The 20,529-nt window shown below is 45.0% G+C and carries 27 protein-coding genes; 12 read left to right on the plus strand and 15 right to left on the minus strand.

The window, feature by feature from the left end; all coding sequences use genetic code 11:
* From AC2JC8_RS06745 to AC2JC8_RS06760, 4 genes are all read right to left on the minus strand, one after another.
* Nucleotides 1-790 (minus strand): methyltransferase domain-containing protein (locus tag AC2JC8_RS06745; protein ID WP_484594405.1); only part of this gene is annotated, 790 nt, incomplete at its 3' end.
* Between the two features lie 43 nt (nucleotides 791-833).
* On the minus strand, nucleotides 834-1,916 hold the full coding sequence (locus AC2JC8_RS06750; RefSeq protein ID WP_484400117.1) for an alanine/ornithine racemase family PLP-dependent enzyme: 1,083 nt from the start codon (nucleotides 1,914-1,916) through the stop codon (nucleotides 834-836).
* The gene (locus AC2JC8_RS06755) at nucleotides 1,913-3,055 is read right to left on the minus strand and encodes an N-acetyltransferase DgcN family protein (RefSeq protein ID WP_484419770.1); all 1,143 of its coding nucleotides are present in this window, start codon (nucleotides 3,053-3,055) and stop codon (nucleotides 1,913-1,915) included. Before AC2JC8_RS06755 ends, AC2JC8_RS06750 begins: the two co-directional genes overlap by 4 nt.
* Nucleotides 3,056-3,150: 95 nt before the next feature.
* Nucleotides 3,151-3,834 carry a methyltransferase domain-containing protein gene (locus AC2JC8_RS06760; RefSeq protein WP_484400114.1) on the minus strand — a complete coding sequence of 228 codons (684 nt, stop codon included), beginning with the start codon at nucleotides 3,832-3,834 and terminating at the stop codon, nucleotides 3,151-3,153.
* Nucleotides 3,835-3,883: 49 nt separating this feature from the next.
* Here AC2JC8_RS06760 and AC2JC8_RS06765 point away from each other — a divergent pair, with 49 nt between their 5' ends.
* A complete protein-coding gene (locus tag AC2JC8_RS06765; protein ID WP_484400113.1) occupies nucleotides 3,884-4,378 on the plus strand; it encodes a hypothetical protein in 495 nt (164 codons plus the stop codon).
* Here AC2JC8_RS06765 and AC2JC8_RS06770 read toward each other — a convergent pair whose 3' ends face one another.
* The gene (locus tag AC2JC8_RS06770) at nucleotides 4,379-4,594 is read right to left on the minus strand and encodes a Nif11-like leader peptide family natural product precursor (protein ID WP_255131976.1); all 216 of its coding nucleotides are present in this window, start codon (nucleotides 4,592-4,594) and stop codon (nucleotides 4,379-4,381) included.
* 45 nt (nucleotides 4,595-4,639) lie between these two features.
* Between AC2JC8_RS06770 and AC2JC8_RS06775 the strand changes: the two genes are divergently transcribed.
* The gene (locus AC2JC8_RS06775; protein WP_484400112.1) at nucleotides 4,640-4,789 is read left to right on the plus strand and encodes a hypothetical protein; all 150 of its coding nucleotides are present in this window, start codon (nucleotides 4,640-4,642) and stop codon (nucleotides 4,787-4,789) included.
* Complete coding sequence (locus AC2JC8_RS06780) at nucleotides 4,786-5,199, plus strand: DUF1499 domain-containing protein (protein WP_484400111.1); 414 nt, start codon at nucleotides 4,786-4,788, stop codon at nucleotides 5,197-5,199. The genes AC2JC8_RS06775 and AC2JC8_RS06780 overlap by 4 nt, the downstream gene beginning before the upstream one ends.
* Here AC2JC8_RS06780 and AC2JC8_RS06785 read toward each other — a convergent pair.
* Entirely contained in the window at nucleotides 5,189-5,749 is a 561-nt protein-coding gene (locus AC2JC8_RS06785) for a pyridoxamine 5'-phosphate oxidase (protein WP_484594408.1), read from the minus strand. The two genes, AC2JC8_RS06780 and AC2JC8_RS06785, sit on opposite strands and share 11 nt — an antisense overlap.
* On the opposite strand from AC2JC8_RS06785, the gene AC2JC8_RS06790 reads away from it, so the two are divergent.
* A complete protein-coding gene (locus tag AC2JC8_RS06790; protein ID WP_484400109.1) occupies nucleotides 5,745-6,149 on the plus strand; it encodes a thiol-disulfide oxidoreductase DCC family protein in 405 nt (134 codons plus the stop codon). The two genes, AC2JC8_RS06785 and AC2JC8_RS06790, sit on opposite strands and share 5 nt — an antisense overlap.
* A 209-nt stretch (nucleotides 6,150-6,358) precedes the next feature.
* Here AC2JC8_RS06790 and AC2JC8_RS06795 read toward each other — a convergent pair whose 3' ends face one another.
* Nucleotides 6,359-7,057 carry a peroxiredoxin-like family protein gene (locus tag AC2JC8_RS06795; protein WP_484400108.1) on the minus strand — a complete coding sequence of 233 codons (699 nt, stop codon included), beginning with the start codon at nucleotides 7,055-7,057 and terminating at the stop codon, nucleotides 6,359-6,361.
* A gap of 228 nt (nucleotides 7,058-7,285) precedes the next feature.
* Here AC2JC8_RS06795 and AC2JC8_RS06800 point away from each other — a divergent pair, with 228 nt between their 5' ends.
* The 3 genes from AC2JC8_RS06800 to AC2JC8_RS06810 all read left to right on the plus strand — a co-directional run bounded on the left by AC2JC8_RS06800 (nucleotide 7,286) and on the right by AC2JC8_RS06810 (nucleotide 11,039).
* Nucleotides 7,286-7,906, plus strand: a complete 621-nt coding sequence (locus AC2JC8_RS06800) for a DoxX family protein (protein ID WP_484400107.1) — start codon at nucleotides 7,286-7,288, stop codon at nucleotides 7,904-7,906.
* A 101-nt stretch (nucleotides 7,907-8,007) separates the two neighbouring features.
* On the plus strand, nucleotides 8,008-10,203 hold the full coding sequence (gene katG, locus AC2JC8_RS06805) for a catalase/peroxidase HPI (protein WP_484400106.1): 2,196 nt from the start codon (nucleotides 8,008-8,010) through the stop codon (nucleotides 10,201-10,203).
* A 26-nt stretch (nucleotides 10,204-10,229) separates the two neighbouring features.
* Nucleotides 10,230-11,039, plus strand: coding sequence for a prohibitin family protein (locus AC2JC8_RS06810; protein WP_484400105.1), 810 nt, complete (start codon nucleotides 10,230-10,232; stop codon nucleotides 11,037-11,039).
* A gap of 1 nt (nucleotide 11,040) precedes the next feature.
* Here the strand turns inward: AC2JC8_RS06810 and AC2JC8_RS06815 are convergent, their stop codons facing one another.
* Nucleotides 11,041-11,892 carry a PfkB family carbohydrate kinase gene (locus AC2JC8_RS06815; RefSeq protein ID WP_484594406.1) on the minus strand — a complete coding sequence of 284 codons (852 nt, stop codon included), beginning with the start codon at nucleotides 11,890-11,892 and terminating at the stop codon, nucleotides 11,041-11,043.
* A 16-nt stretch (nucleotides 11,893-11,908) separates the two neighbouring features.
* Here AC2JC8_RS06815 and AC2JC8_RS06820 point away from each other — a divergent pair, with 16 nt between their 5' ends.
* Entirely contained in the window at nucleotides 11,909-12,490 is a 582-nt protein-coding gene (locus AC2JC8_RS06820; RefSeq protein WP_484400102.1) for a PCC domain-containing protein, read from the plus strand.
* Between the two features lie 2 nt (nucleotides 12,491-12,492).
* On the plus strand, nucleotides 12,493-13,014 hold the full coding sequence (locus tag AC2JC8_RS06825) for a rhomboid family intramembrane serine protease (protein ID WP_484400101.1): 522 nt from the start codon (nucleotides 12,493-12,495) through the stop codon (nucleotides 13,012-13,014).
* Here the strand turns inward: AC2JC8_RS06825 and AC2JC8_RS06830 are convergent.
* A complete protein-coding gene (locus AC2JC8_RS06830) occupies nucleotides 13,011-13,562 on the minus strand; it encodes a peroxiredoxin (RefSeq protein ID WP_484400100.1) in 552 nt (183 codons plus the stop codon). The genes AC2JC8_RS06825 and AC2JC8_RS06830 overlap by 4 nt on opposite strands.
* Nucleotides 13,563-13,614: 52 nt before the next feature.
* Nucleotides 13,615-14,088 carry an N-acetyltransferase family protein gene (locus AC2JC8_RS06835; protein WP_484419766.1) on the minus strand — a complete coding sequence of 158 codons (474 nt, stop codon included), beginning with the start codon at nucleotides 14,086-14,088 and terminating at the stop codon, nucleotides 13,615-13,617.
* A 126-nt stretch (nucleotides 14,089-14,214) separates the two neighbouring features.
* Between AC2JC8_RS06835 and AC2JC8_RS06840 the strand changes: the two genes are divergently transcribed.
* Nucleotides 14,215-14,577 carry an AbrB family transcriptional regulator gene (locus AC2JC8_RS06840; RefSeq protein WP_484400097.1) on the plus strand — a complete coding sequence of 121 codons (363 nt, stop codon included), beginning with the start codon at nucleotides 14,215-14,217 and terminating at the stop codon, nucleotides 14,575-14,577.
* Between the two features lie 19 nt (nucleotides 14,578-14,596).
* Here AC2JC8_RS06840 and AC2JC8_RS06845 read toward each other — a convergent pair whose 3' ends face one another.
* Nucleotides 14,597-15,769 (minus strand): histidine kinase, encoded by a 1,173-nt coding sequence (locus AC2JC8_RS06845; RefSeq protein WP_484400096.1) that lies wholly within the window; start codon nucleotides 15,767-15,769, stop codon nucleotides 14,597-14,599.
* 156 nt (nucleotides 15,770-15,925) lie between these two features.
* On the opposite strand from AC2JC8_RS06845, the gene AC2JC8_RS06850 reads away from it, so the two are divergent.
* A complete protein-coding gene (locus AC2JC8_RS06850) occupies nucleotides 15,926-16,558 on the plus strand; it encodes a hypothetical protein (protein ID WP_484400095.1) in 633 nt (210 codons plus the stop codon).
* 8 nt (nucleotides 16,559-16,566) lie between these two features.
* Here the strand turns inward: AC2JC8_RS06850 and AC2JC8_RS06855 are convergent, their stop codons facing one another.
* Together AC2JC8_RS06855 and AC2JC8_RS06860 are read right to left on the minus strand one after the other, a co-directional pair.
* Nucleotides 16,567-16,770 carry a GIVxVP protein gene (locus AC2JC8_RS06855; protein ID WP_255131240.1) on the minus strand — a complete coding sequence of 68 codons (204 nt, stop codon included), beginning with the start codon at nucleotides 16,768-16,770 and terminating at the stop codon, nucleotides 16,567-16,569.
* A gap of 4 nt (nucleotides 16,771-16,774) precedes the next feature.
* Entirely contained in the window at nucleotides 16,775-17,134 is a 360-nt protein-coding gene (locus AC2JC8_RS06860; protein WP_484400093.1) for a nuclease, read from the minus strand.
* A gap of 70 nt (nucleotides 17,135-17,204) precedes the next feature.
* On the opposite strand from AC2JC8_RS06860, the gene AC2JC8_RS06865 reads away from it, so the two are divergent.
* Nucleotides 17,205-18,074 carry a polyphosphate kinase 2 family protein gene (locus AC2JC8_RS06865; RefSeq protein WP_484400092.1) on the plus strand — a complete coding sequence of 290 codons (870 nt, stop codon included), beginning with the start codon at nucleotides 17,205-17,207 and terminating at the stop codon, nucleotides 18,072-18,074.
* Nucleotides 18,075-18,084: 10 nt separating this feature from the next.
* Here the strand turns inward: AC2JC8_RS06865 and ilvB are convergent, their stop codons facing one another.
* Together ilvB and hemH are read right to left on the minus strand one after the other, a co-directional pair.
* Nucleotides 18,085-19,932, minus strand: a complete 1,848-nt coding sequence (ilvB, locus tag AC2JC8_RS06870; protein ID WP_484400091.1) for a biosynthetic-type acetolactate synthase large subunit — start codon at nucleotides 19,930-19,932, stop codon at nucleotides 18,085-18,087.
* Nucleotides 19,933-19,997: 65 nt separating this feature from the next.
* The coding region (gene hemH, locus AC2JC8_RS06875) for a ferrochelatase (RefSeq protein ID WP_484594407.1) at nucleotides 19,998-20,529 on the minus strand (532 nt) is incomplete at its 5' end.

The following is a 20,529-nucleotide window of genomic DNA, read 5'->3' on the forward strand; positions in this document are numbered from 1 at the left end:
CAAGGTTTATATCGGAATATACTGTGCAAAATGGTGATTTTTTATGCAATTGATATGTTGTAGAGCAAAAATTAATACCGTTTAGCATTGCTGCTATTTCATTATCTTCAATAACTATTGGTTTTTGGGTGATTAGTTGCGGTTCATGAAATCCCATACTTTGGCTTAAGGCAATAAATTCATCTGTGTAAAATGCTCCACTAAGACATTCCCCGTACAATACTGGATGATTGCGGAGGTTAAGAGGGATTGGCTTATCGGCATAAATATCTGCAAAATAAAATCTTCCATCATTTTTTAATAAATTTCTTACTCCTTCTAAAACTGCTGATTTATCCATAGACAAATTGAGCACACAATTACTAACGATTAGATCAAAACTCTGTGGTTGCAAGCCAAGATCAGCTAAGTTTTCTATTCTTCCCTCTATAAAACTAACGTTGGAATAACCAAATAAATCTGAATGGTATTTAAGATAATTTCGTGAAATTGATAATTGCTCTGATGTTATATCTACCCCAACAACTTCTCCAGAAGGGCCCACCAATTGCGCCAGGAGATACGCGTCTCTTCCCGCGCCGCTGCCAAGATCAAGAACTTTAAAGCCATTTATGTGTTCTGGGCAGACAAGACCGCAACCGTAGTAGCGATTGCAAATATCGGGATGAATCTTCGCTAATAATGGCTTTAGCCATGCTGGCACCGCATTTGCATCACAGCAAGCGCTTGTTTTCAAATCAGCGCTGCTTTGGAGCGATTGGCCGTAATAGGCTTTTACTAGTTCATCCATTTTTAGCCAGAAAACTATCGTTTTATCATATTACCTGATCAGCTTAACTAACAAAACACTTAGCTATATATGGCGAGGTCATAGCGCGCAATAAGGCGCTGTAATTCAGGCTAAATCGCTGTTCATATCCAACATTTAAGGTATTTTGTGAGCTCGATACTACTAGATAATCGCTCGATGCTCCTTTTATTTCAATCCCATCAGCTTTTAATCCGCTTGGGTCTATATCCTGCTCACCAATTGCAAATAAAATACGCGATTCATAAATTTTATTTTGTTTTGCATTAGATTCTTTATTCTGTTCACTTGGAGCATCGCTAAAACTAGTTTGATATTGTATTCCCCATGGGGTTGTTGGTTTTAGTTTTATTTCTATAACCTCTGCCACAAGAGTTATAGCATCTGTATATAAACCTTTTATTTTAGTTCTTGTTAATGGTTCTCGGCCAAGCAGCAATGCTTCACCAATACGAAGATGATTAAGGCGATCCGGCTTCCCGCCCGCTGCAAGCCAAGGTAGATTTGCAGAATTTCCCCCCGAGCACCACTCCAGCTTAATTTTAAAATCTGTTTCTATATTATTCATAATTGATGATAATTCATTCATATTTTTTTGATCAGGTGCCACGCCATTTTGACACCCTAAATTTGCACCAATTCCGATTAATTCTAAATTTGGTAATTTCAATACCAGCTTTATTACTTCGTTAAGGTCTTTTGGAAGTATCCCTTCGCGCAGATCACCTAATTCCACCATTAAAAGCACACCGTGGCGCAGGTTTTGTTTTGCTGCTGCCGCAGCTAGCGCAGTTAATACAGTTAATTCACTATTGCAACTGATGCTTGCTTGTGAAACCACCTGATCAACTTGACTAAGCATTGGTATACGTGTAAGTAAGGTGCGTACTCTGTTATTTACTTTATTTATAGATTCTATATTTTCAATTCTTGATTCGCCAATTGAATGAATTCCTGCACTTATCCATATATTTATTATTTCTGGCATAGCCATTGTTGCTTTGCTTACACCTGTAATTGAAATACCTTGCAAAGCAAGATTTTCTAATAACTCTACTGCATTGTGCTGAAGTTGTTTGAGTTTAATTTCTAACCTTGGAGCTTTCAAAAGTTGTTACTTAAACAACCATGCAGTTCAGGAAATGCTTTTAGCACCATCGCAACTAGTGCTTCAGGTTCACGGCTTACCGCATCTGTAACAGGTATTTTATATTCAGCCTCATAACTCGAAATAACTAAACTAACTTCATTATCATCCATTTCCTCATGATTTATTGTTATTCCAATAACTGCTGTTTCCACGAATGCCTCTATCAGTTTGATTTCCGATCCGGGAGTTGGCATTGCCATGAATGGGAAATCACTTAAATTTTTGCGTTTTGGCGCATGTTGAAGTACAACTGCATGGGGTTTGCTACCACGAAGTATGAATCCAGATGAGAGATATGCAGGATGGCTCAATGCACCTTGGCCTTCAATTATGATAACTTTTGGTTTTTCGGCGTTATAGGCTTTAACAATGGCAGCTTCCACCTCGCCTGAACAAAATTGTGAAGGAATTGCATCGAGTGCTACGCCGTAGCGCCCACCTTGCATTAATCCTGTTTGGCCTGTGCTAATTAATACAGTTGTTATTCCTTTTTGATTAAGTGCTTGCACCATTAATGTTGCAGTTGTTCTTTTGCCGATAGCCCCATCTGTGCCAAGGATTGCAATTCTTATACATTTAACAGTATCAATTGATCCGTTGAAAAGGCGTAGGTCTTTTAATTCCGGTGGACGTCGTACATCTTTAATTATTGCATTATGGCTAGCTGCCATTAGTGCAAACTCTGCTTCATCCGATAGAAATTCTCTCATACCGCTAATTATATTAAGGCCTGCACTTAATGCGTCAAGAATAACTGATCGATCTCCAATACTATATAAACCATTTGCAGGAGCCATTCCATAAATAAAATTGTTTGCTTTGCAACCTTTTAAATTGATTGCTTCAGTAAGATTCGCTACTATGGGGATATTATTTTTTATACCATTTAGAACCATTCCCGAATCTAACCCCGCAGATTCGCTATCAATTATAGCTTTAATTTTAAATTCATCCGATTGCCTTAATAGGCCATGAGCTGTTTTGCCATCTAGGGATTTAAAATTTCCTTCGCAGTATATATATGCAACTTGAGGCCGTTCTTTGATTTCTAAACTTTTTAATGAACTTGTGCGGTTTGCTTGGATCGTTAATGTCAAATTATCCAGGCCTTTATTTTAGCTAAAATAAATTTTTGCTAAAATTTGGGTTCAGGGCACAGAGGTGGCCGCTGCAAGGCGTGTATCCATTAATACTAGTTGTTTTTTTTATTTTTGGTTGTTCGAGCAATAATCGATAGGAATGGGTCGCCTTTGCCACCAAATAAACCAAGTAGACCTTCAGCTAGTGAGTTTTTGTTAATAATTTGCTCAACAATCCAGCCTTGATTGCTTAGGATTTTGGAAATACCAAATAAGCGTTCAGAATCATTTGCATCTAGCCATGCTCTTGGTGCTTTTGTTGAAAACATCCGATTTGAAAAACTAACAATAATAATTCCATTAGGGCTCGTAATTCTTAATAATTCAGAACTTACTGCTTCTGGATATTGTAAATATTGCCATCCAGCCACTATTAAAACTGCATCAACTAAATTGCTTTCAATTGGAAGTTTTTGATTACTATTTAAATTTTGAACCCAGTGTTTATTGAAATGTGGATTTGCTTCTAATTCTTGTTTATTTAAGCCGTGCCCAATTACTTGCTTAAACTTAACGCTTGATGGTAGATGGCTTACCCAACTGCTCATTAAATCCAGAACAATTGTATTTGGCTTAAGCTTTTCCTCGTAGAGGTTTGTTAACTGCTTGCGGAAGCTCCCATCGAGGTGTTGCACAAATCTTGGTTGTGCATAAAACAAACTGTCATCCGTTTCGTCTTGTTTGTGGCGATCGGAGGCGGTTAACACCTTTTTGTAGCTTAAATCTGAGCCGTTCATGCGTTTTGGCTTGAATACCACCATGCTGGTGCTTTGCTGAGTGGAATGCGTGCTTGTTCAACCCTTTCGCAACGCTGAACAGTTGCTGCAACTTGAAATTCAAGCCCGAGCTCAGGGCACTGGTATTCAAGAACAAGACCTGGTGGGTTGCTGGCTTCTTCAACAGGTTTGGGCTAAGGGTAGTAATTCTTTTTCTGTTATCAATTCCACAGTTTTAAAGGCGATTCGAGCACGCCTTGAAATAGCAATAGCACTTGAAGAGATTCAGCTATGCAATGTTGTGAATTTGGGCAATTTAGAATTGCGATTTATTGGTAAAGCAAAATTGCAAGGCAAACGTCCGCTTTTATTATTTGAGTTTAACCATATATTAATTAAATTCGGTAGGTATGTTCTGTTTCAGCGTTTATTGCCTGCACCGATGTCTACTCGTGTAATGCCATTTTTTGCACTGATTACAAGAGATAGCAATGGCTGGCTAGCAGCTAGAGGAAGAGGCGGCGGTTTAGCTTTATGGAAAAAATTCCCTAATGAAGCTGTTTAGCTAGTTGTATTCTCCTGGAATATTCTGTTTGTGAACTGTTACGCGGTCGAATTTTTTTCCAGATACTCGTAGTAATTCGTCTCCGGAAAATTCAAATCCCAGTTTCATCGCAATAACGGCTACATCGTCTGCGGTGGCAGCGGAAAGTATTTCTTGTTTGGTTTTCTCGTCGTTCTGAACCCTCTTCAAAAAAGCCTTAAGTTGATCGAGAGACATGGTTTTGCCATAATCAATTCACTAAGGATCCTATGGAAGCAAGCGATGGACCGCCGCCACTGGCTTTTACTAGGGGCTGCCCTTGCCTGCATTGCTGGTTTGTTCCTCTGGATAGGCGAGCTAGATCTAGACATGCAGGGCATTCTTAGCCCATCAGCCACTCCAAGTGCTCCCCCTTCTCCAACGGAAAAATGAATATCGTTTTGCATTTTATTTTGGTTTTTGGTCTGAGCTTTTTTCAATTTGTCGGCCCTGAACCCACCGATTTGGGAATTCACAATGCTGAACTTTCTCCATGTACATCACCTGCTCACTGCGCTCGTGCCAATTGGCAAGTGGCAGAACCGGTTGCAGCTGTGCAGGCTCTACAGCCGTTGCTTGAATTAATGCCTAGAACAAATTTAGTGGATCAAACCGAAGGTTATCTGCATGCAACAGTTAGCAGTGCTTTTTTCGGTTTTGTTGATGATCTTGAGATTTATGCAGATCCGATCCGCGGGCTTGTGCAGGCCCGTTCCGTATCAAGGTTGGGCGATTCAGATCTTGGCGTAAATGCAAAACGTCTTGCAGATGTGAAGATGCTTCTGCAGGGTGTTACGGGTTAAGTTTTTCTTCAGTCCAATTTTGATTTGCTCGCCATCGCAATCTGTTGTGGGGATTTTCACCCAATTGCAGTATTTCCACTTCAGATAACTCAATTCGGATCAGCTCAAAACAGTTGGGAATCGGGCAATTATCTGCAATTTCTTTCGGGAAGCTTGCCGTGGTGTCGAATTTTTCTCCTGGTGGCGGCCAAGCCCACAGGGCTCGAGCTTCCGGTGTGAGTTTTTCCCAGTGCATTTCTCGCGCCATTTGATTTATCCCCGCGTCAAGCACTATTCGGGTGCCCATAAGCCTGAACTGACATCTTGCTTTTGGCAGAAGCCAGCAAATTTCGATACTTGGGTTTTTTTCTAGCTCGTTAAACTTTGAGCTGCGGTTGTCGCTAAGTAGTTCCAAGCTTGCAGGGCCGCACCAGCCACGAAAAACTAATGTTCTAACCCTTGCAGTTCCGTCTTCTGCCACTGTTGCTAGCTGCAACCAACGGGCTTGGGGCGATCTCCCTTCTCTTTTTTGCGCTGCTCGCAATAGTTGCCGCCAGAATGGGTTGATGATTAAATCCTGCTCAACACTGCTGCTTGTATACGACGGAGGATGCCCATTTTGCCAAGCCTTTGCTGCTCGCGCTGAACTTGTGGGCGGGATTCCTTCTTTAACTATCTGCGATGGCAGAGCTGATCACAAGATTCGGGCTCAGCTTCTAGCTCAAGGTTTTGATTTTGGTCGCGGGGCTGCACTTATAACTCCAGAAAAGATATGGCATGGATCTGATGCTGTTGCTGAGATTTCCAAACTTATGAAACCAAGCGACCCTTTGCTGTTTTTGCTTAAGGCTGTTTTCATGGAACCAGCTAGAGCAAAGCGTTTTTATCCCATTTTGTTGCTGGCCCGGCGCATTGCTCTTGGTTTTCGTGGCTTACCAGTTTTCCTTCCAAACCACTGCGAAGCCGTTTAAGCGGCAAGATGTAATAGTTCGTTACAAATTCAAATGACTCTTGGAGAGGTTTTCTTGGAATCACTCAGCACAGGGGTGATCACAGAGAGTGAAATAAGCTGGGTTGCTTCGCAGCAATACAGGTTTAGCAGGGCAGAAGAGGCAACAGCATTAAAGCTTGGGCGCATGCTGGATGCCGGATCTATTAACTTGGGTTGTCGCCGGCTTACCTAATTAACTAAAAAGTTTTCTAGGAATTTCAGTGGACTTGCCATTGTTTCTGAAAATCCTAATATTCCTTTGTCTTTAAATTCATAAATCAGTTCATTTTTCTGATTCAACAGATAAGTTCCTCCTCTTTGAGTGAGGAACTTATCTGTTTCTACATATGTAGACCATGCACCCAAAACTTCAACCATATTTTTCAATCGAACAGTTGCAAGTTCAAATGGCCTTTGAAATCCATTGCCACCGGCTAATTCAAACATTTTTGTATCTAATCTTTGTGGCGCTGATCGGTCGCCGCTATATCCCCTCAAAACCTCTTTAAGAGTGCCGGGCGACCCGATCCCTGCGCACATCAATAAAAGACCAAGCCAAGGCCCACCGGCAATTTTCAAACCTGGATACAACCCCAGATCTTGATGAATTATCGGTTCTGAATCTGCAAATAGGCACTGCTTTGGAAATCCTGTGTAGCTACAAAAACGTTCTGCGCTTTCTTTAGAGCCGATCCCAATGGCAATTAGCTCAATATTTGATTTTTGCAGTTTCGGCAGCTCTACAACTAGCGCCTGCGCGTATTCAATACTGTCGAAATCCCCCAACTGAGAAAGCAATACAACCAGCTTCAGCTTGCTAAAGCCGATTGAAGGCAGTTCAATTGCAATTTTTTCTAGGCGATCGAGTAGCGCTTTTGGAGCCTTCATCTGTTCAAGTTATCCAACCCGGATAAGGTCCACACGCACCGTTACATTCCGTTACAGTTGGCGAAACAAAAGTTTGTAGACCGATGGACTTTTCTCCAACAGCCGCTCTCGCAGTGCTTTTAATAGGAGCCTGGATTGTGAGTGCACTTGCTCAGCCTGATATGCCTAGTGATTAAATTTTCTTTAATCATTCATTTCCCAATTTTTAACCTCACATTATCCTCTTCCATGGCTTCCCCTCTTTTACTTGAATCAGCAGGTGGGTTTTTAGCCTCTTGCGCAGCCCTTTATTTTCTCGCCTCAAAAAGGTCTCTAAATTTAAATTTTGTAGCTTTTACAGGCTGGTTGCTTCCCCGCATTAAAGCCTATTTTTTAAAACAGAATCTTTTCGCTTCTGCAGGTTTATTGCTGTTGAGGCTTGCAATTGGCGTGATGATGATCCATCATGGACAAGAAAAACTTGCTGATCCTCAGCAGTTTGCAAATACTTATGTTGCATCACTTCACCTGCCTTTCCCACTCTTTTTTGCTTATGCAGCTGGCATTTCTGAATTGATTGGTAGTTGGCTCCTGATTTTTGGTGTCTTCGCACCACTAGGAGCTCTTGCAATCACTGGAACAATGGCTGTTGCTGCCTACCAGCATATTTTAACTGGCGGTTTCAATATTTACGTTTTGGAACTAGTTGCTCTTTATTTAGGTGGAAGTATTTCACTCCTATTAACAGGCCCAGGTTTGTTTTCAATTGATGCATTAGTGGTAAGAAATATAAGTACTCCTTTGCCAACAGCTGATGATTCTGAACAGCTAGCACTTGAGCCGGTTGCGGTGAGAGTAGATAATAACTAGTATATATACTCATATATTTTAAAAATGAAGGGAATGTAAAAATTCTCTTCATTTTTTTTTATTGAGTTAATTTAGTTTTATTCCATTTTTCAAGCACAGCAGTGACAAGTTCTGGTAAATGCCCTTTCAGTCTCTCGAGTTTAACTGCAACGGCTGGTGCGGGGACCTCCAGTTCAGATTGGTGGCCGGAACTTGTAAATCTAAATATTCTTCATCAACACAACCCGAAAGCAAACCCTTTATCCGAAGAGTTTAGCTATGCAGAATCATTTGCCCAACTTAACTACCAAGCGCTTAAGGCCGATCTCACTGCCTTAATGACTGATTCGCAAGATTGGTGGCCGGCTGATTGGGATCATTACGGTGGTTTATTTATTCGTATGGCTTGGCACAGCGCTGGCACCTATCGAATTGGTGATGGTCGCGGTGGTGCAAGTACTGGTAATCAGCGTTTTTCCCCCCTAAATAGTTGGCCTGATAACGACAACCTTGATAAAGCTCGCCGTTTGCTTTGGCCAATAAAGCAAAAATATGGCAATAAAATTTCTTGGGCAGATTTAATCATCCTTACCGGTAATGTTGCGCTTGAATCCATGGGGTTCAAAACTTTTGGCTTTGCAGCAGGTCGCGTTGATATCTGGGAACCGGAATTAGATATCAATTGGGGTAATGAAACCGTTTGGCTTGGTGATGAGCGCTACAGCGGTAATCGAGAATTGGATGCTCCTCTTGCAGCAGTGCAAATGGGGCTTATTTATGTAAACCCCGAGGGTCCAAACGGTAATCCCAACCCTGGGGCATCTGGCATCGATGTGCGAGAAACCTTTGCCCGCATGGCTATGGATGATGCTGAAACCGTTGCACTAGTTGCAGGCGGCCACACTTTTGGCAAATGTCATGGTGCTGGCAGTAAGGAATTTATCGGACCAGCTCCAGAAGGCGCGCCCCTTGAGGAAATGGGGTTGGGATGGAAAAACCAGTTGGGCAGTGGCAAGGGGGCAGATACGAATACCAGTGGCATTGAAGGTGCCTGGAAACCGAATCCCACCCGCTGGGATATGGGTTATTTCGATATGTTGTTTGGTTATGAATGGGAACTAGTTAAAAGCCCTGCTGATGCTTGGCAGTGGCGAGCAAAAAATGTAAAAGAAGAACATCTAATTCCAGATGCCCACATACCTGGATTGAAGCATGCACCGATAATGACAACCGCTGACCTCTCTTTGCGCTTTTCTCCGTTTTATGAGCCAATTTCTCGCCACTATCACCAAAACCCTGATGCATTTGCTGATGCATTCGCGCGGGCATGGTTCAAACTCACCCACAGAGATTTAGGTCCGCGATCTAATTACCTTGGCCCTGAAGCGCCAGCTGAAATTTTAATTTGGCAGGATCCAATCCCTCCAGCGGATCTGCCTTTACTGGATTCCGCTGCAATTGATGAAATAAAGCAATTAATACGCAATTCTGGTTTTACGGTATCTGAACTTGTAGAAACTGCATGGGCATCAGCTTCTACTTTTCGCGGTTCTGACAAACGCGGAGGCGCAAATGGAGCACGGCTACGCCTTGAGCCGCAATGCAATTGGGCTGTTAATCAACCGCAAAAACTTGAAGCTGTTTTGGGTCGTTTATCTGAGCTCCAATCAGCTTTCAATTCCAACCGCAGCAATGGCAGTTTGCTATCGCTAGCAGACCTAATTGTGTTAGCTGGTGGTGTTGGGGTGGAGCTGGCGGCAGCTGCTGCTGGTTTTCAATTAACAGTGCCCTTTAGCCCTGGCCGCAATGATGCATCTCAGGCTGATACAGATGTGACCTCATTTGCAGCTCTTGAACCCCAGGCTGATGGTTTTCGCAACTACGAAAAAATAACTACAGGAAAGATGGCAGAACATCTTTTGGTGGATCGCGCCCAACTTCTTGGTTTATCAGCCCCTGAAATGACTGTTTTAGTGGCTGGGTTAAGGGTGCTTGGAGTGAGCAACAGCGCAGGCCATGGAGTTTTCACTGAACGGGTTGGAAGCCTAAGCAATGATTTCTTTGTGAATTTGCTTGATATGCAAATTGTTTGGGCGCCCAGCCCTGAGCACGCTGGTAGTTACGAAGGTAGAGATCGCAAGAGTGGCCTTAAACGGTTCACTGCCAGCCGGGTGGATTTGCTGTTCGGCTCAAATTCCCAATTGCGTGCCATTGCTGAGATCTACGCCCAAAGCGATGGGGCTCAAAGGTTTGTGTTGGATTTTTGTTCCGCTTGGACGAAGGTTATGAATCTCGATCGCTTTGATCTGCCTGCCTAGGATAAATACTCTCCAGGAAAATGCCAATGCAATCGCCACTTCGTTCTGCCGGTGGCTCAGATGGGCCAGGTGGAATTCTCACCTTGATTCTTGCCGTGGTGGCGGCATTGGCGATTTTGTTGAGCCAAACAGTTTTTATTGTTCCCGCAGGCAATGTGGCGGTTGTAACTACCCTTGGCAAGGTAACCGGGATTCCCCGTAGCCCCGGCGCCAACATAAAAGCTCCTTTAGTGCAAAACACTTCGTTTTTTGATGTGCGCACTCAAGTGCGACCTGAACAGTTTTCTACCCTCACTAAAGATCTTCAGGTAATTCAAGCCACGGCAACAGTTAAATATGCGATGAAGCCCACCGAGGCTGGTCGTATATATGAAACGATTGCCACAGATGATCAACAGATTTATCCCCGCGTTATTCAACCTTCTTTATTGAAAGCGCTTAAATCTGTTTTCTCCCAGTACGAACTTGTTACGATCGCTACAGAATGGAACTCAATATCTGAATTAGTTCAGGATAAAGTTGCAGAAGAGCTACGTAAATTTGACTATGTAACTGTGCAGGGGCTTGATCTTACGGGATTGCAAATAGCAGAGGAATACAGAGCAGCAATTGAGCAAAAGCAAATTGCTGAACAACAATTACTTCGTGCTCAAACTGAAGTTTTAATTGCTGAACAAGAAGCAAAGCGCTATCAAACCCTTAATTCAAGCCTTGATGATCAAGTGCTATACAAATTATTCCTAGATAAGTGGGATGGCCAAACCTCAGTGGTGCCTGCACTTCCTGGAGCCGCTGGCACATCAGGCAGCTCGGTGATAGTTAACGGACGCCGTTAATTTACCCAATATCACAAAAGGGGCCAAAAATGGAGGCACATTCAGCCCCGCAGCGGGCCCCTAAATTAATTGCGTCCAAAGTGTTAAAACCAGCTGCTAATGCTGCTGTTACCCCGGCTGCAAAACTATCTCCGCAGCCATAACTATCAACCAAAGCTTTTGTTAGTTTTATTGCTTCGTAGCGCTCCCCTGGTTCATACCAACCCCCTGCCGCTCCTTCGGTGGCAATTCGCAATCGTGGTATCTGGCTGAGTGATCCAACTGGCACCTGCTCAGCCTCATCAAGGGCACTACCGATTAAAGCGTCGCAACAAATTCCACTGGCCTCTAGCACTGTTAAGCGCAACCTTGGTGTAGCTGTTAGCAGGGCGCTACGGCGGCATAGTTTCAAGCCGGCGGCATCAGTGGCCGTTACAAAAACTCCATCACATTCACTAATAAGGTTCCAAGGCAACGGATCACTTGCTAGTGGTGCCAGCCTTTCGCCAATCACGGTAATTGTGCGTTCCGCTTCGCTATCAACAAAACTGATCCCTTTGCGGGTGGGGGCATCCCTCCAGGCCACATGCAAATCAAGACCCAGCTCCTGCAAGCGCGCAGCTGCCTTTTCTCCCACTGCATCACGGCCCAAGGCAGTAAAAAAAATCACCTTTTGTTTCGTTAGCCTTGCTAACTGCACCGCTGCAACAGCACCGCCGCCGGCTGCTTCTTCCCTAAAATCGCTTGCATGGCAGATGCTCCCAGCTTTAGGGAGGTTCTCCACCGCCACAAAACTCATCCATTCCACGTGGCCCACCACCGCAAGCTTTAGTTCGGTAAAGGGCACGCTTAACCTGTTCTGTGGGTAGTCCATTTTCAAAAGTTCCGTTATGCAAGCCGAGCCACTTCATTTAGATGCCGGCAGTGATGTGCGCAGCAGCCTTGAGCAGTTTGCCCGAGAGCGCAATTTGAGTGGATTTGTGCTGAGTGTTGTGGGGAATCTCTCCCAGGCATCGTTTGCTTGCCCGGGACGCAACTCTCCAATGGTTTTGGCTGGTGAATTAGAGATTATTAGCCTTCAAGGCACTATTGCTGCAACTGGGGTGCATTTGCATCTGAGCTTTTCTGATAATGAATGCGCTGTGTGGGGTGGCCACCTAGAACATGGCACCACTGTGTTGCGGGGAGCTGATTTACTGATTGGATTGTTGAACATATCTCCTTCACCACAGCCACAGGTAGCTAAAAAACCTCTCGCCCAAACACGGGTAACGATTGCAGGATTGCCTGAATGCCCTTTTTCTCGCCGCGCACTGCGAATGTTGCGCACCCTTGGGATTCCATTTACAGAAATCACCCCACTAGCAGAGAGTTCAGTTCCTCAGATATTTATAGATGAAGTAGCAATTGGCGGTTACAGCGCCTTAGCTGAACTGCACAGCAGTGGTCAATTGGAGCAGTTGCGCATTTGAGAATGCTCTTGCCGCTCCTAATCCTGCTGATTGCATGGATTCAGGAGCTTGTAGATCAGCTTGCTTTCCGCGGCCAATGGAATCTTGCAATGATCCCTGGCGGTTCATTTCTTGGAGTGCTTACTGCTCCTTTTAGCCACAGCGGCTTTGCCCATCTTCTAGCAAATTCGCTTACTTTTTTGCCACTTTCTTGGATGGTTCTTTTGCGCGGTCGTCGCGATTACTTGGCTGTGTGGCTTGGGGTTTATGGCTGTGCAATTCCCGTGTGGCTGTTTTGGCCAAGTGGCAGCCATGGGCTTTCTGGTGTTGTTTACGGTTTGTTGGGATATCTTTTAGTGATTGGTTGGTTTGAAAAGAAACCTTTATCACTAGGTTTATCAGTATTTGCATTGATTTGCTACGGCGGTATTTTGCCAAGTTTGTTGCCAATTTTTTCAGCACCAGGGGTGAGCTGGATTGGACATTTCAGTGGTTTTATCGGCGGCTTATTAGCAGCAACTTTTGTTGCCAGAAACAATTCCTAGGCTTGGAGTTTTTCGAGCTCTTTCAGCACTTCTTGGCTATGGCCTGATGGTTGTACCGCTGTCCAACGGGCTTTGAGTATTCCATTGGTATCAATTAAAAATGTGTGCCTTTGCGAGAACGGCGCCAACCAAGAGCCATAGGCGCGGCTAACACTGCCATCTGGATCCGATAGCAATGTGTATGTAAGCCCCTCGCTGCCGCAGAAGGAGGCGTGTTGGTCGGGATCATCAGCGCTGATCCCGATTATCTCCGCTCCCTTTTTACGAAAACTCACTAAATCTTTCTGGAATCCCCTCGCTTCAAGGGTGCAACCACTGGTGAAATCCTTCGGATAAAAATATAAAACCAACCATTTGCCGCGCAAATCGGCCAGTTTCCGTTGCAGGGGGCCTTGCTTGTTTATTCCTTCCAGATCAAAATCTGGTGCCGCTTCCCCAAGCGCTGGCAGCACCCCACCCAATGCCAGTGCTCTGTTTGCAAACGCAGCCCAGCTTGATGCAGCTAACAAAGCTTTTATTGAGGCAGAAAATAAGAAACGCCTTTTCACTGCAGTTACTTTCACTCTTCAACTTCTAGCTAGGAAAAAGCGGCTTTGTGGGCTAAAGGGTTTTGCCCATGCGAAAGCGTTCAAAGGCAATTCCAGCAATCAGCAAGTGTTCCTTCTGCTCTGTAACCCAGCCGAGGCTTTCAAAGAGGGGCTGGCTGATGTAGCTCGCCTCGGTGCGTAGTTGCCTAACCCCTTGCTTAATGGCCTCTTCCTCTAATGCTTGTAGTAATTGTTTGCCACGGCCTTGGCGATGTGATCTGGCTCGGCAGTAAAGCAAGGCCACCCGATCTGCTGGATACAGCACAGCAAAAGCCTCAATTGCTGTTTTGCTGCAACTCACCAACCCAAAACCTTTCTGCAAGGTTGTATCAAGCACACCAGGCAGAAGAGCAACAGCAGCCCAGGCATCAAGTTGAGCCTTGCTATAGATCTTTTCTGGCAAGTTCAGCACAGCATCTACATACACCTCCCGAGCAATCGGCTGATCTAATAGCAACATTGGCCTGATTGGCCATTTATTGGACATCACTGTTGGCTTCCTTCGTTATTTCCAGCCTATCTACTAAACCAATTAGCAAACCTGTGGCAAAAGGTTTTCAAATCTGTCAATTTTTTGGTATGTTTACAAAGTAATCAATTTCTTCTACTTCTCATGCTCATCGGAAATGACCTTTTAACGAAGGTGCGCGATCTTGGCGACTCCAGTAAATCAGATATCGTTCGTGCCTGTGGATATGTGTCCACTAAGAAAGATGGTGGCGAGCGCTTAAATTTCACAGCTTTTTACGAGGCTTTGTTGGATGCTAAGGGTGTTGACATTGGCAGTGCTTCCGTTGGTAAAGGCGGTCGCAAGCTCAGCTATGTGGCCACTGTTCAAGGAAATGGCAATCTGCTAATAGGTAAGGCCTACACAGCGATGCTGAACCTGAAACCCGGTGATGAGTTTGAAATTAAGCTAGGCCGCAAACAAATCCGTTTAGTACCAGTGGGTGCTGAGGATGAAGGCGAAGAGTGATTAATAGGTTTTAATCCTTTTAATTAGCGCCTAAATTAAAGGTCTTCAGCAGTTGCACCCCGTTAACTTCCAATTGGATCACATCCAGTTGAGCTGTTGGCGGGGTTGCTGCTTTCATATCCATATTGCTTATCGCCCCAAGGGGCCTTGCCGCTTCGCCGTTTTTTCTGATTTTCACATTTGCGCAAACACTCCTTGGTTTTAGGGCAGCATTAAAGCCCCCCATGCCGTTACGCGCACTAACTTTTGCTGGTAACACAGATAAAGCAACAAGCTGGCCGGCGTCGTATCCAGCTGCCTCCACGGTTCCGGGTTTGTAACCAAAACGTTTTTTGAAATCCAGTTCAAAACTTTTCCAGCCTGGCCCCCTGCTTGCTTCTGCCACTCCAATTTGCACCTGTCTATTGCTTGATTTCGGCGGAAAATTCCAAGCTAAACGCATATCTTGTGGCCAGGATTGAGCCTGCACAGCGAGCGTTAATTCGCTGTTTTGTGGGCTCATAACCACCAAAGCTGCCGGTTGAAACCACTCAGCATCAGACACTAGTAATTGCAGATCTTTTGGTTTGTTTGGATCAATCACGCGAGCCTTTATATCAGTGCCAAGTAAAACGCCTCCATTTATACGCATGGTTTCCAAAAATCGATCTGCCAGTAGTTGCTGTTCGGCGCTGCCATCACTAATCAATAAGAAGCTTCGCAGGTTGGCTTGAACCATTGTTTTTACAAGGGCATCAATTTCTAGGCTGCGGGCAGGAGTAATCGGCCAAAGTTGATCTGATCCACGGCGGCTCGCCAACTGCTGCAATGAAGCCCCCCTTTGCAGCGGCAGAATTATTTGTCGTTGTTCTGAAGCTGCCAATAAGCCAGTTTCTACTAATGGTGTTGCGGGTGGAGCGAGCAATAAGGGAGGTAATTTGCGTTTGTTTAATTGGTTTGCTGGATCGCTGCCAGGTTTTATCCAACCAGTAGACCACTGAGTTGAGGGGGCACCACATAACTGGCTTTGCTCTTGGGCTAAGCCAAACCCACGCCTTAGGCCGTCGCCTAATCCGGCAATTGCCCCCTCGCTTGGAAGCAGAATTAAGGCATTGCCAGCTAGAGGTTCAGATGCCACAAGGCTTTGACTGCCAAGAAGTGCTGCCAACACGCCTGCAATCTGTAGAGCAGCAAAGTTTTTATTGGTGGTCATGACGCATACCGTCCAGCCAATGGAGATTAGAGCTTGTTTTCTGCTTACGCTTTAGCAATCGGTTGTGGGATTTTTGTGCAGCGTGTTGTATCGGGTTTTCGATCTGCTTTCTTGGGTGCAGCAGCTTGCTTCCCCCTAGTTCTAGGTGCTGGGGCGGTGTATGCCATTCCAGAAGCTGATGCTCTTAGGAAATTAGCCGTTATTCCAGTTTTTCTAATCACTAATGATCAAGGGGCGCCAATTCCAATTCCCCAGGGTGATAAGAATTTGCTCCTGCCCATGTTCCTTGATCAAGCTAAAGCCCTAAAGGAATTGGATGCTTTTAATAAGGCAAATCCAACGGCTAAGGCGCGGGTAATACCAATACCAATGAATATAGCCAACGATAAAGTAAATGAAATTAATAAAAAACTTACTGATAAAAAACTTGTGGCTCCTGTTATTAGTTCGGAAATAAATATGTCGAAAGCTGTTGAGCTGCTACGCAAGCAAGGTGTTAGCGAAAAAGATATTAACGAAGGTATTTCGGTGCCAGTATTCTTCTCTAAACCTTTCATAACAGTAAACACGCCCAAGGGGACAAAGGCTGTTTTCTTCCTTTCTTACAACGATGCTGCTACCGCTGCTGCAAAAATAACAGGAACTAAAGTTGAGTTATTAGCGGCTGATATTACCGTTGCTTTGGGCCGGATGATTGAAACAAAAGCTGATGAATTTGTATTTTACCCAACACCAGAATTTTTCAAATTGATGCAGGAACAAGGCCAGGCAGGCGCTAAAAAACCGTAAGAAAACTCTTAATTATTATCTTCAACATCTGGTTTATTGCTACCATCTGGCAACAGTTGAGCTAAGATACCTCCCAACGTAAGGGCACCACCAAGGCTGTAGGCCACTGTTTGGTTTGTTTCTCCGCCCCAAACACCGGCACTTATAAAAGCTGCTCCAAGCAGTAGGCAAGGCACCAAAACAATACCCTTAGCTGTGCGATTAAGGCTCATTTGTTTAGGCGGGTTCGGTTTTGTTATCGCACGTTGAACTAATTGTAGCCAACTGTTGCTCCACTAATAAATTAGTTAAATCTGAATCACTGCCTAAAGCTCTCACTCTTGCTAGTAATAATCCTTCTTCGCTGCCGATTGGCATCAAATTAACCCGTTGGCGTCTCGGTAGAGTTTTGCGCAGGAAATCAATGGCAGCTTTCTCTTTGCCCGGTTGGATCTCTGCGCATGCAAGGCGAACGCTATAAGTGCGATTTTGATCACCAATCAGTAGTAGATCCGCTTCACGTACCTGGAGCACTTCAGCTGCTGAAGCAAAGCTTGGCATTTGTAGTAAACAAGTAATTAATATAAGAACATGCACAAAGCAAAGACAAAACCAATTCATTTAAAACCTAAATCCCTTGCTATTATCGTCTATTGCTGGAAGTGCTGTGGCAGCTGAGTGGCATCAACCCGGTTTTTATAAGGTTTCTAGCGGTAGTTCATTTTGTTTGGCCGATCAAAATCCAAATTTTACAGGTAGCTTAAAAGATAAATCTGCCTCAAATGAACTCCTTCTTGAGGGGGTTCAACAGCTGGCGAAATTCCAGGATCTGCTGTATGCAGATGCACGCTGGGGTGTATTGATAGTGCTTCAAGCAATAGATGCTGCGGGAAAAGATTCAACCATTAAGCATGTTATGAGTGGGGTTAATCCTCAGGGGGTAAGAGTACATAGTTTTAAACATCCTTCCGTTGATGATTTGCGCCATAATTGGTTGTGGCGCTACAATCTAGGGCTCCCGCAAAGAGGGGAAATCGGTATATTTAATCGTTCCTACTATGAGGAAGTGCTTGTAGTAAAGGTTCATAACCTTGTGGCAAATCAATCCTTGCCTGATTCACTCTTGGGGCCTGACATCTGGAAAAATCGCTATGAAGATATTAATGCATTTGAGAAACATCTTTTTCGCAACGGTATTATCGTGCTTAAATTTTTCTTGCATATCAGCGCTGATGAGCAACGCAAACGTTTCTTAAAGCGCCTGCATGCCCCAGAAAAAAATTGGAAATTTTCGTTTAGCGATTTAGAGGAAAGGCGCTACTGGGATGATTATCAAAATGCTTTTGAGGCAATGTTGCAAAATACAAGCACCAGACATGCACCTTGGTATTGCGTGCCAATGAATAACAAATGGTTTGGTCGTTTGATAATTACAAAAACTATTAATGCTGCTCTTGATGATCTAAAACTCCGCTATCCACTCCTCACAAAAAATCAGAATGATGCTCTGGCTAAAGGTAAAAAACTATTATCCTGAGCCGATAATTTTATAGGCGCTCGCCACAATTTGAACAACAGATGTGTTCACTTGGGTTGGAATGGCCGCAGTTACCGCAATTACGTCTTTCGCTTAGGGCTAGTTCAGGATGGCTTGGTAACCCAACCATTTGGGCATTGCTCTTGCCGGGCGGCACCATTGGATAACAATTTTCATTTCGGCGTACTTTTACATCCACTAGAACTGGTCCGGGGAAATCAAAAGCTTCCTGTAGGCTGCTGCGCAGTGCTTCCCGGTTAGTTACTGCCATACCCTTAACGCCAAAAGCTTCAGCAAGTGCAGGGAAATCTGGCATTCCTTTACTCATATCAGAGGCGGAATAACGCTCTTCATAGAAACTTTCCTGCCATTGGCGAACCATACCTTGCCAGCCATTGTTTATTATTATCAACTTAACTGGTAGTTGATATTGAGCAAGCGTTCCGAGTTCCTGAATATTCATCAGCACACTGGCATCACCTGCAACGCAAATTACTTGTTGGCCTTCCAATGCTGTTTGAGCTCCAACCGCTGCAGGTAAACCAAAACCCATTGTGCCGAGCCCGCTACTACTAATCCATTGCCGTGGACCGTTATTTAAGTATTGTGCAGCCCACATTTGATGTTGACCAACATCAGTAGTTATAGTTGCATTGGGGGCAAGATCCCGCAGCGCAAGCATTACTTCTTGTGGGGCAATTGCACCAATTGGTTCAGGAATATTAAGTGGATAATTTTTTTTCCATTCATTTATGCGCTCTAGCCAGGCTGCGGTGCGGAAGCTTGCTGTTTCTTGATCTGATGCCTTTAATAGCGCCTGTAGTGCAAGCTTTACATCGGCCACTATTGCAACATCTGGGCAGCGGTTCTTGCCAACTTCAGCTGCATCAATATCAATATGAATCACCCTTGCCCTAGGGGCAAAACTATCAAGCCTTCCTGTTACCCTGTCATCAAATCTTGCGCCAGTTGCGATTAATAAATCGCAATCGGTTACAGCGAAGTTTGCATAGGCTGTGCCATGCATCCCAAGCATTCCCACCGCTAAAGGATGGTTTTCGTTGAAGCTGCCCTTGCCCATTAAGGTTGTCGTAACGGGCAATTGAAAGCGTTCCGCCAAAACTTTCAGTTCCGCGTGGGCACCGGCGCTGATGCTGCCTCCTCCCACATAAAGCAGCGGACGCCTTGCTTCACGAATCAGTTCCAGCGCTTTCTCAATGCTTGCCTGTTTTGGCGCTCGAGGCAGATGGAAGCCAGTTGGCACAACTGAACCTGGCTCAACTGGTACGTAGTCAAAAAGCTCAATCCCTACATCTTTAGGCACGTCAATCAAAACAGGTCCTGGGCGTCCGCTTGAGGCGATCAAAAAAGCTTCGGCCACGATTCTGCCGATCTGAGCTGGATCCCGCACCACCCAGGAATGTTTAACGATTGGAAGGGTGATGCCAAAAATATCTGTTTCCTGAAAGGCATCAGTGCCAATAGCTGGCCGTGGCACCTGGCCCGTAATTACAACCATTGGCACAGAGTCCATCTGCGCTGTAGCAATGCCTGTTACAAGATTCGTTGCACCAGGGCCAGATGTGCCAAAACAAACTCCTACTTTGCCGGTGGCTCTCGCATAAGCATCAGCGGCATGGGTTCCCCCCTGCTCATGGCGCACCAATAAGTGCTTAAGCCAGCCCCGTTGCTCTGCTAGGTGAAGTTCGTCGTAGATCGGCAGGATTGCTCCACCGGGATATCCAAATATGTGTTCAACCCCATGGCGATGTAATGCATCCATGAGGGCATAAGCGCCGCTCACCTTCCCTGGCAGCTGCAGGGACACTGTGGCTTGGGAAGCTGTAGTGGCAGTCACGGCAGCACCAGTTAGCTGTTCATTGGTTAATTAACTTAGTTGGCTAAGGGCCCGCATGACTCTGCTTAAAGCAATCCCATGTTGTGCAGCGGTCCGTGGCCGCTGAGTAGCTCCAGCAAAAATGCAGAAAAGCCGAGCATGGCAAGCCTGCCGTTCCACACCTCGGAAGTGTTGTTCCAGCCCCACACCCATTTTTCCTGGGGGTAAAGCTTGGTGCGCGCTGGTAGCGCAGCAGCTCGCTCCAGATTCACCTCAGGGCCTGCCATTGAAGTTTCAACCAAATCTGCAAGGCAGGCAATAAAGGTTGGATCGGTATCAAGGGCAGGCACCCTGCGAAAATTACTTACCCCTGCTTCAGTTGCTATTTCGCGGTACTCAATATCTATTTCTTCCAGGGTTTCTATATGTTCACTTACAAAGCTGATAGGCACCACCACAAGTTCTTTAACTCCAGCAGCCCCAAGATCCTCTAGGGCTTCTTCTGTATAAGGCTGCAGCCATTCCACCGGTCCCACCCTGCTTTGGTATGCAAGGGTCCAAGGGTTGTTGCGATTAAGGGTTTCCATTATCAGCCGCGCACAATTTTGGATCTCGCTT

This window comes from Synechococcus sp., assembly GCF_982614295.1.

Coding starts and splice junctions, on each gene's coding strand:
- AC2JC8_RS06790 (WP_484400109.1), top strand. CDS start 5,745: ATGATTAAATCCTGCTCAACACTGCTGCTTGTATACGACGGAGGATGC.
- AC2JC8_RS06855 (WP_255131240.1), bottom strand. CDS start 16,770: ATGAGCCTTAATCGCACAGCTAAGGGTATTGTTTTGGTGCCTTGCCTA.
- AC2JC8_RS06835 (WP_484419766.1), bottom strand. CDS start 14,088: ATGTCCAATAAATGGCCAATCAGGCCAATGTTGCTATTAGATCAGCCG.
- AC2JC8_RS06825 (WP_484400101.1), top strand. CDS start 12,493: ATGCTCTTGCCGCTCCTAATCCTGCTGATTGCATGGATTCAGGAGCTT.
- AC2JC8_RS06845 (WP_484400096.1), bottom strand. CDS start 15,769: ATGACCACCAATAAAAACTTTGCTGCTCTACAGATTGCAGGCGTGTTG.
- AC2JC8_RS06775 (WP_484400112.1), top strand. CDS start 4,640: ATGGACCGCCGCCACTGGCTTTTACTAGGGGCTGCCCTTGCCTGCATT.
- AC2JC8_RS06760 (WP_484400114.1), bottom strand. CDS start 3,834: ATGAACGGCTCAGATTTAAGCTACAAAAAGGTGTTAACCGCCTCCGAT.
- AC2JC8_RS06810 (WP_484400105.1), top strand. CDS start 10,230: ATGCAATCGCCACTTCGTTCTGCCGGTGGCTCAGATGGGCCAGGTGGA.
- AC2JC8_RS06770 (WP_255131976.1), bottom strand. CDS start 4,594: ATGTCTCTCGATCAACTTAAGGCTTTTTTGAAGAGGGTTCAGAACGAC.
- AC2JC8_RS06780 (WP_484400111.1), top strand. CDS start 4,786: ATGAATATCGTTTTGCATTTTATTTTGGTTTTTGGTCTGAGCTTTTTT.
- AC2JC8_RS06820 (WP_484400102.1), top strand. CDS start 11,909: ATGCAAGCCGAGCCACTTCATTTAGATGCCGGCAGTGATGTGCGCAGC.
- AC2JC8_RS06840 (WP_484400097.1), top strand. CDS start 14,215: ATGCTCATCGGAAATGACCTTTTAACGAAGGTGCGCGATCTTGGCGAC.
- AC2JC8_RS06815 (WP_484594406.1), bottom strand. CDS start 11,892: ATGGACTACCCACAGAACAGGTTAAGCGTGCCCTTTACCGAACTAAAG.
- AC2JC8_RS06800 (WP_484400107.1), top strand. CDS start 7,286: ATGGCTTCCCCTCTTTTACTTGAATCAGCAGGTGGGTTTTTAGCCTCT.
- AC2JC8_RS06795 (WP_484400108.1), bottom strand. CDS start 7,057: ATGAAGGCTCCAAAAGCGCTACTCGATCGCCTAGAAAAAATTGCAATT.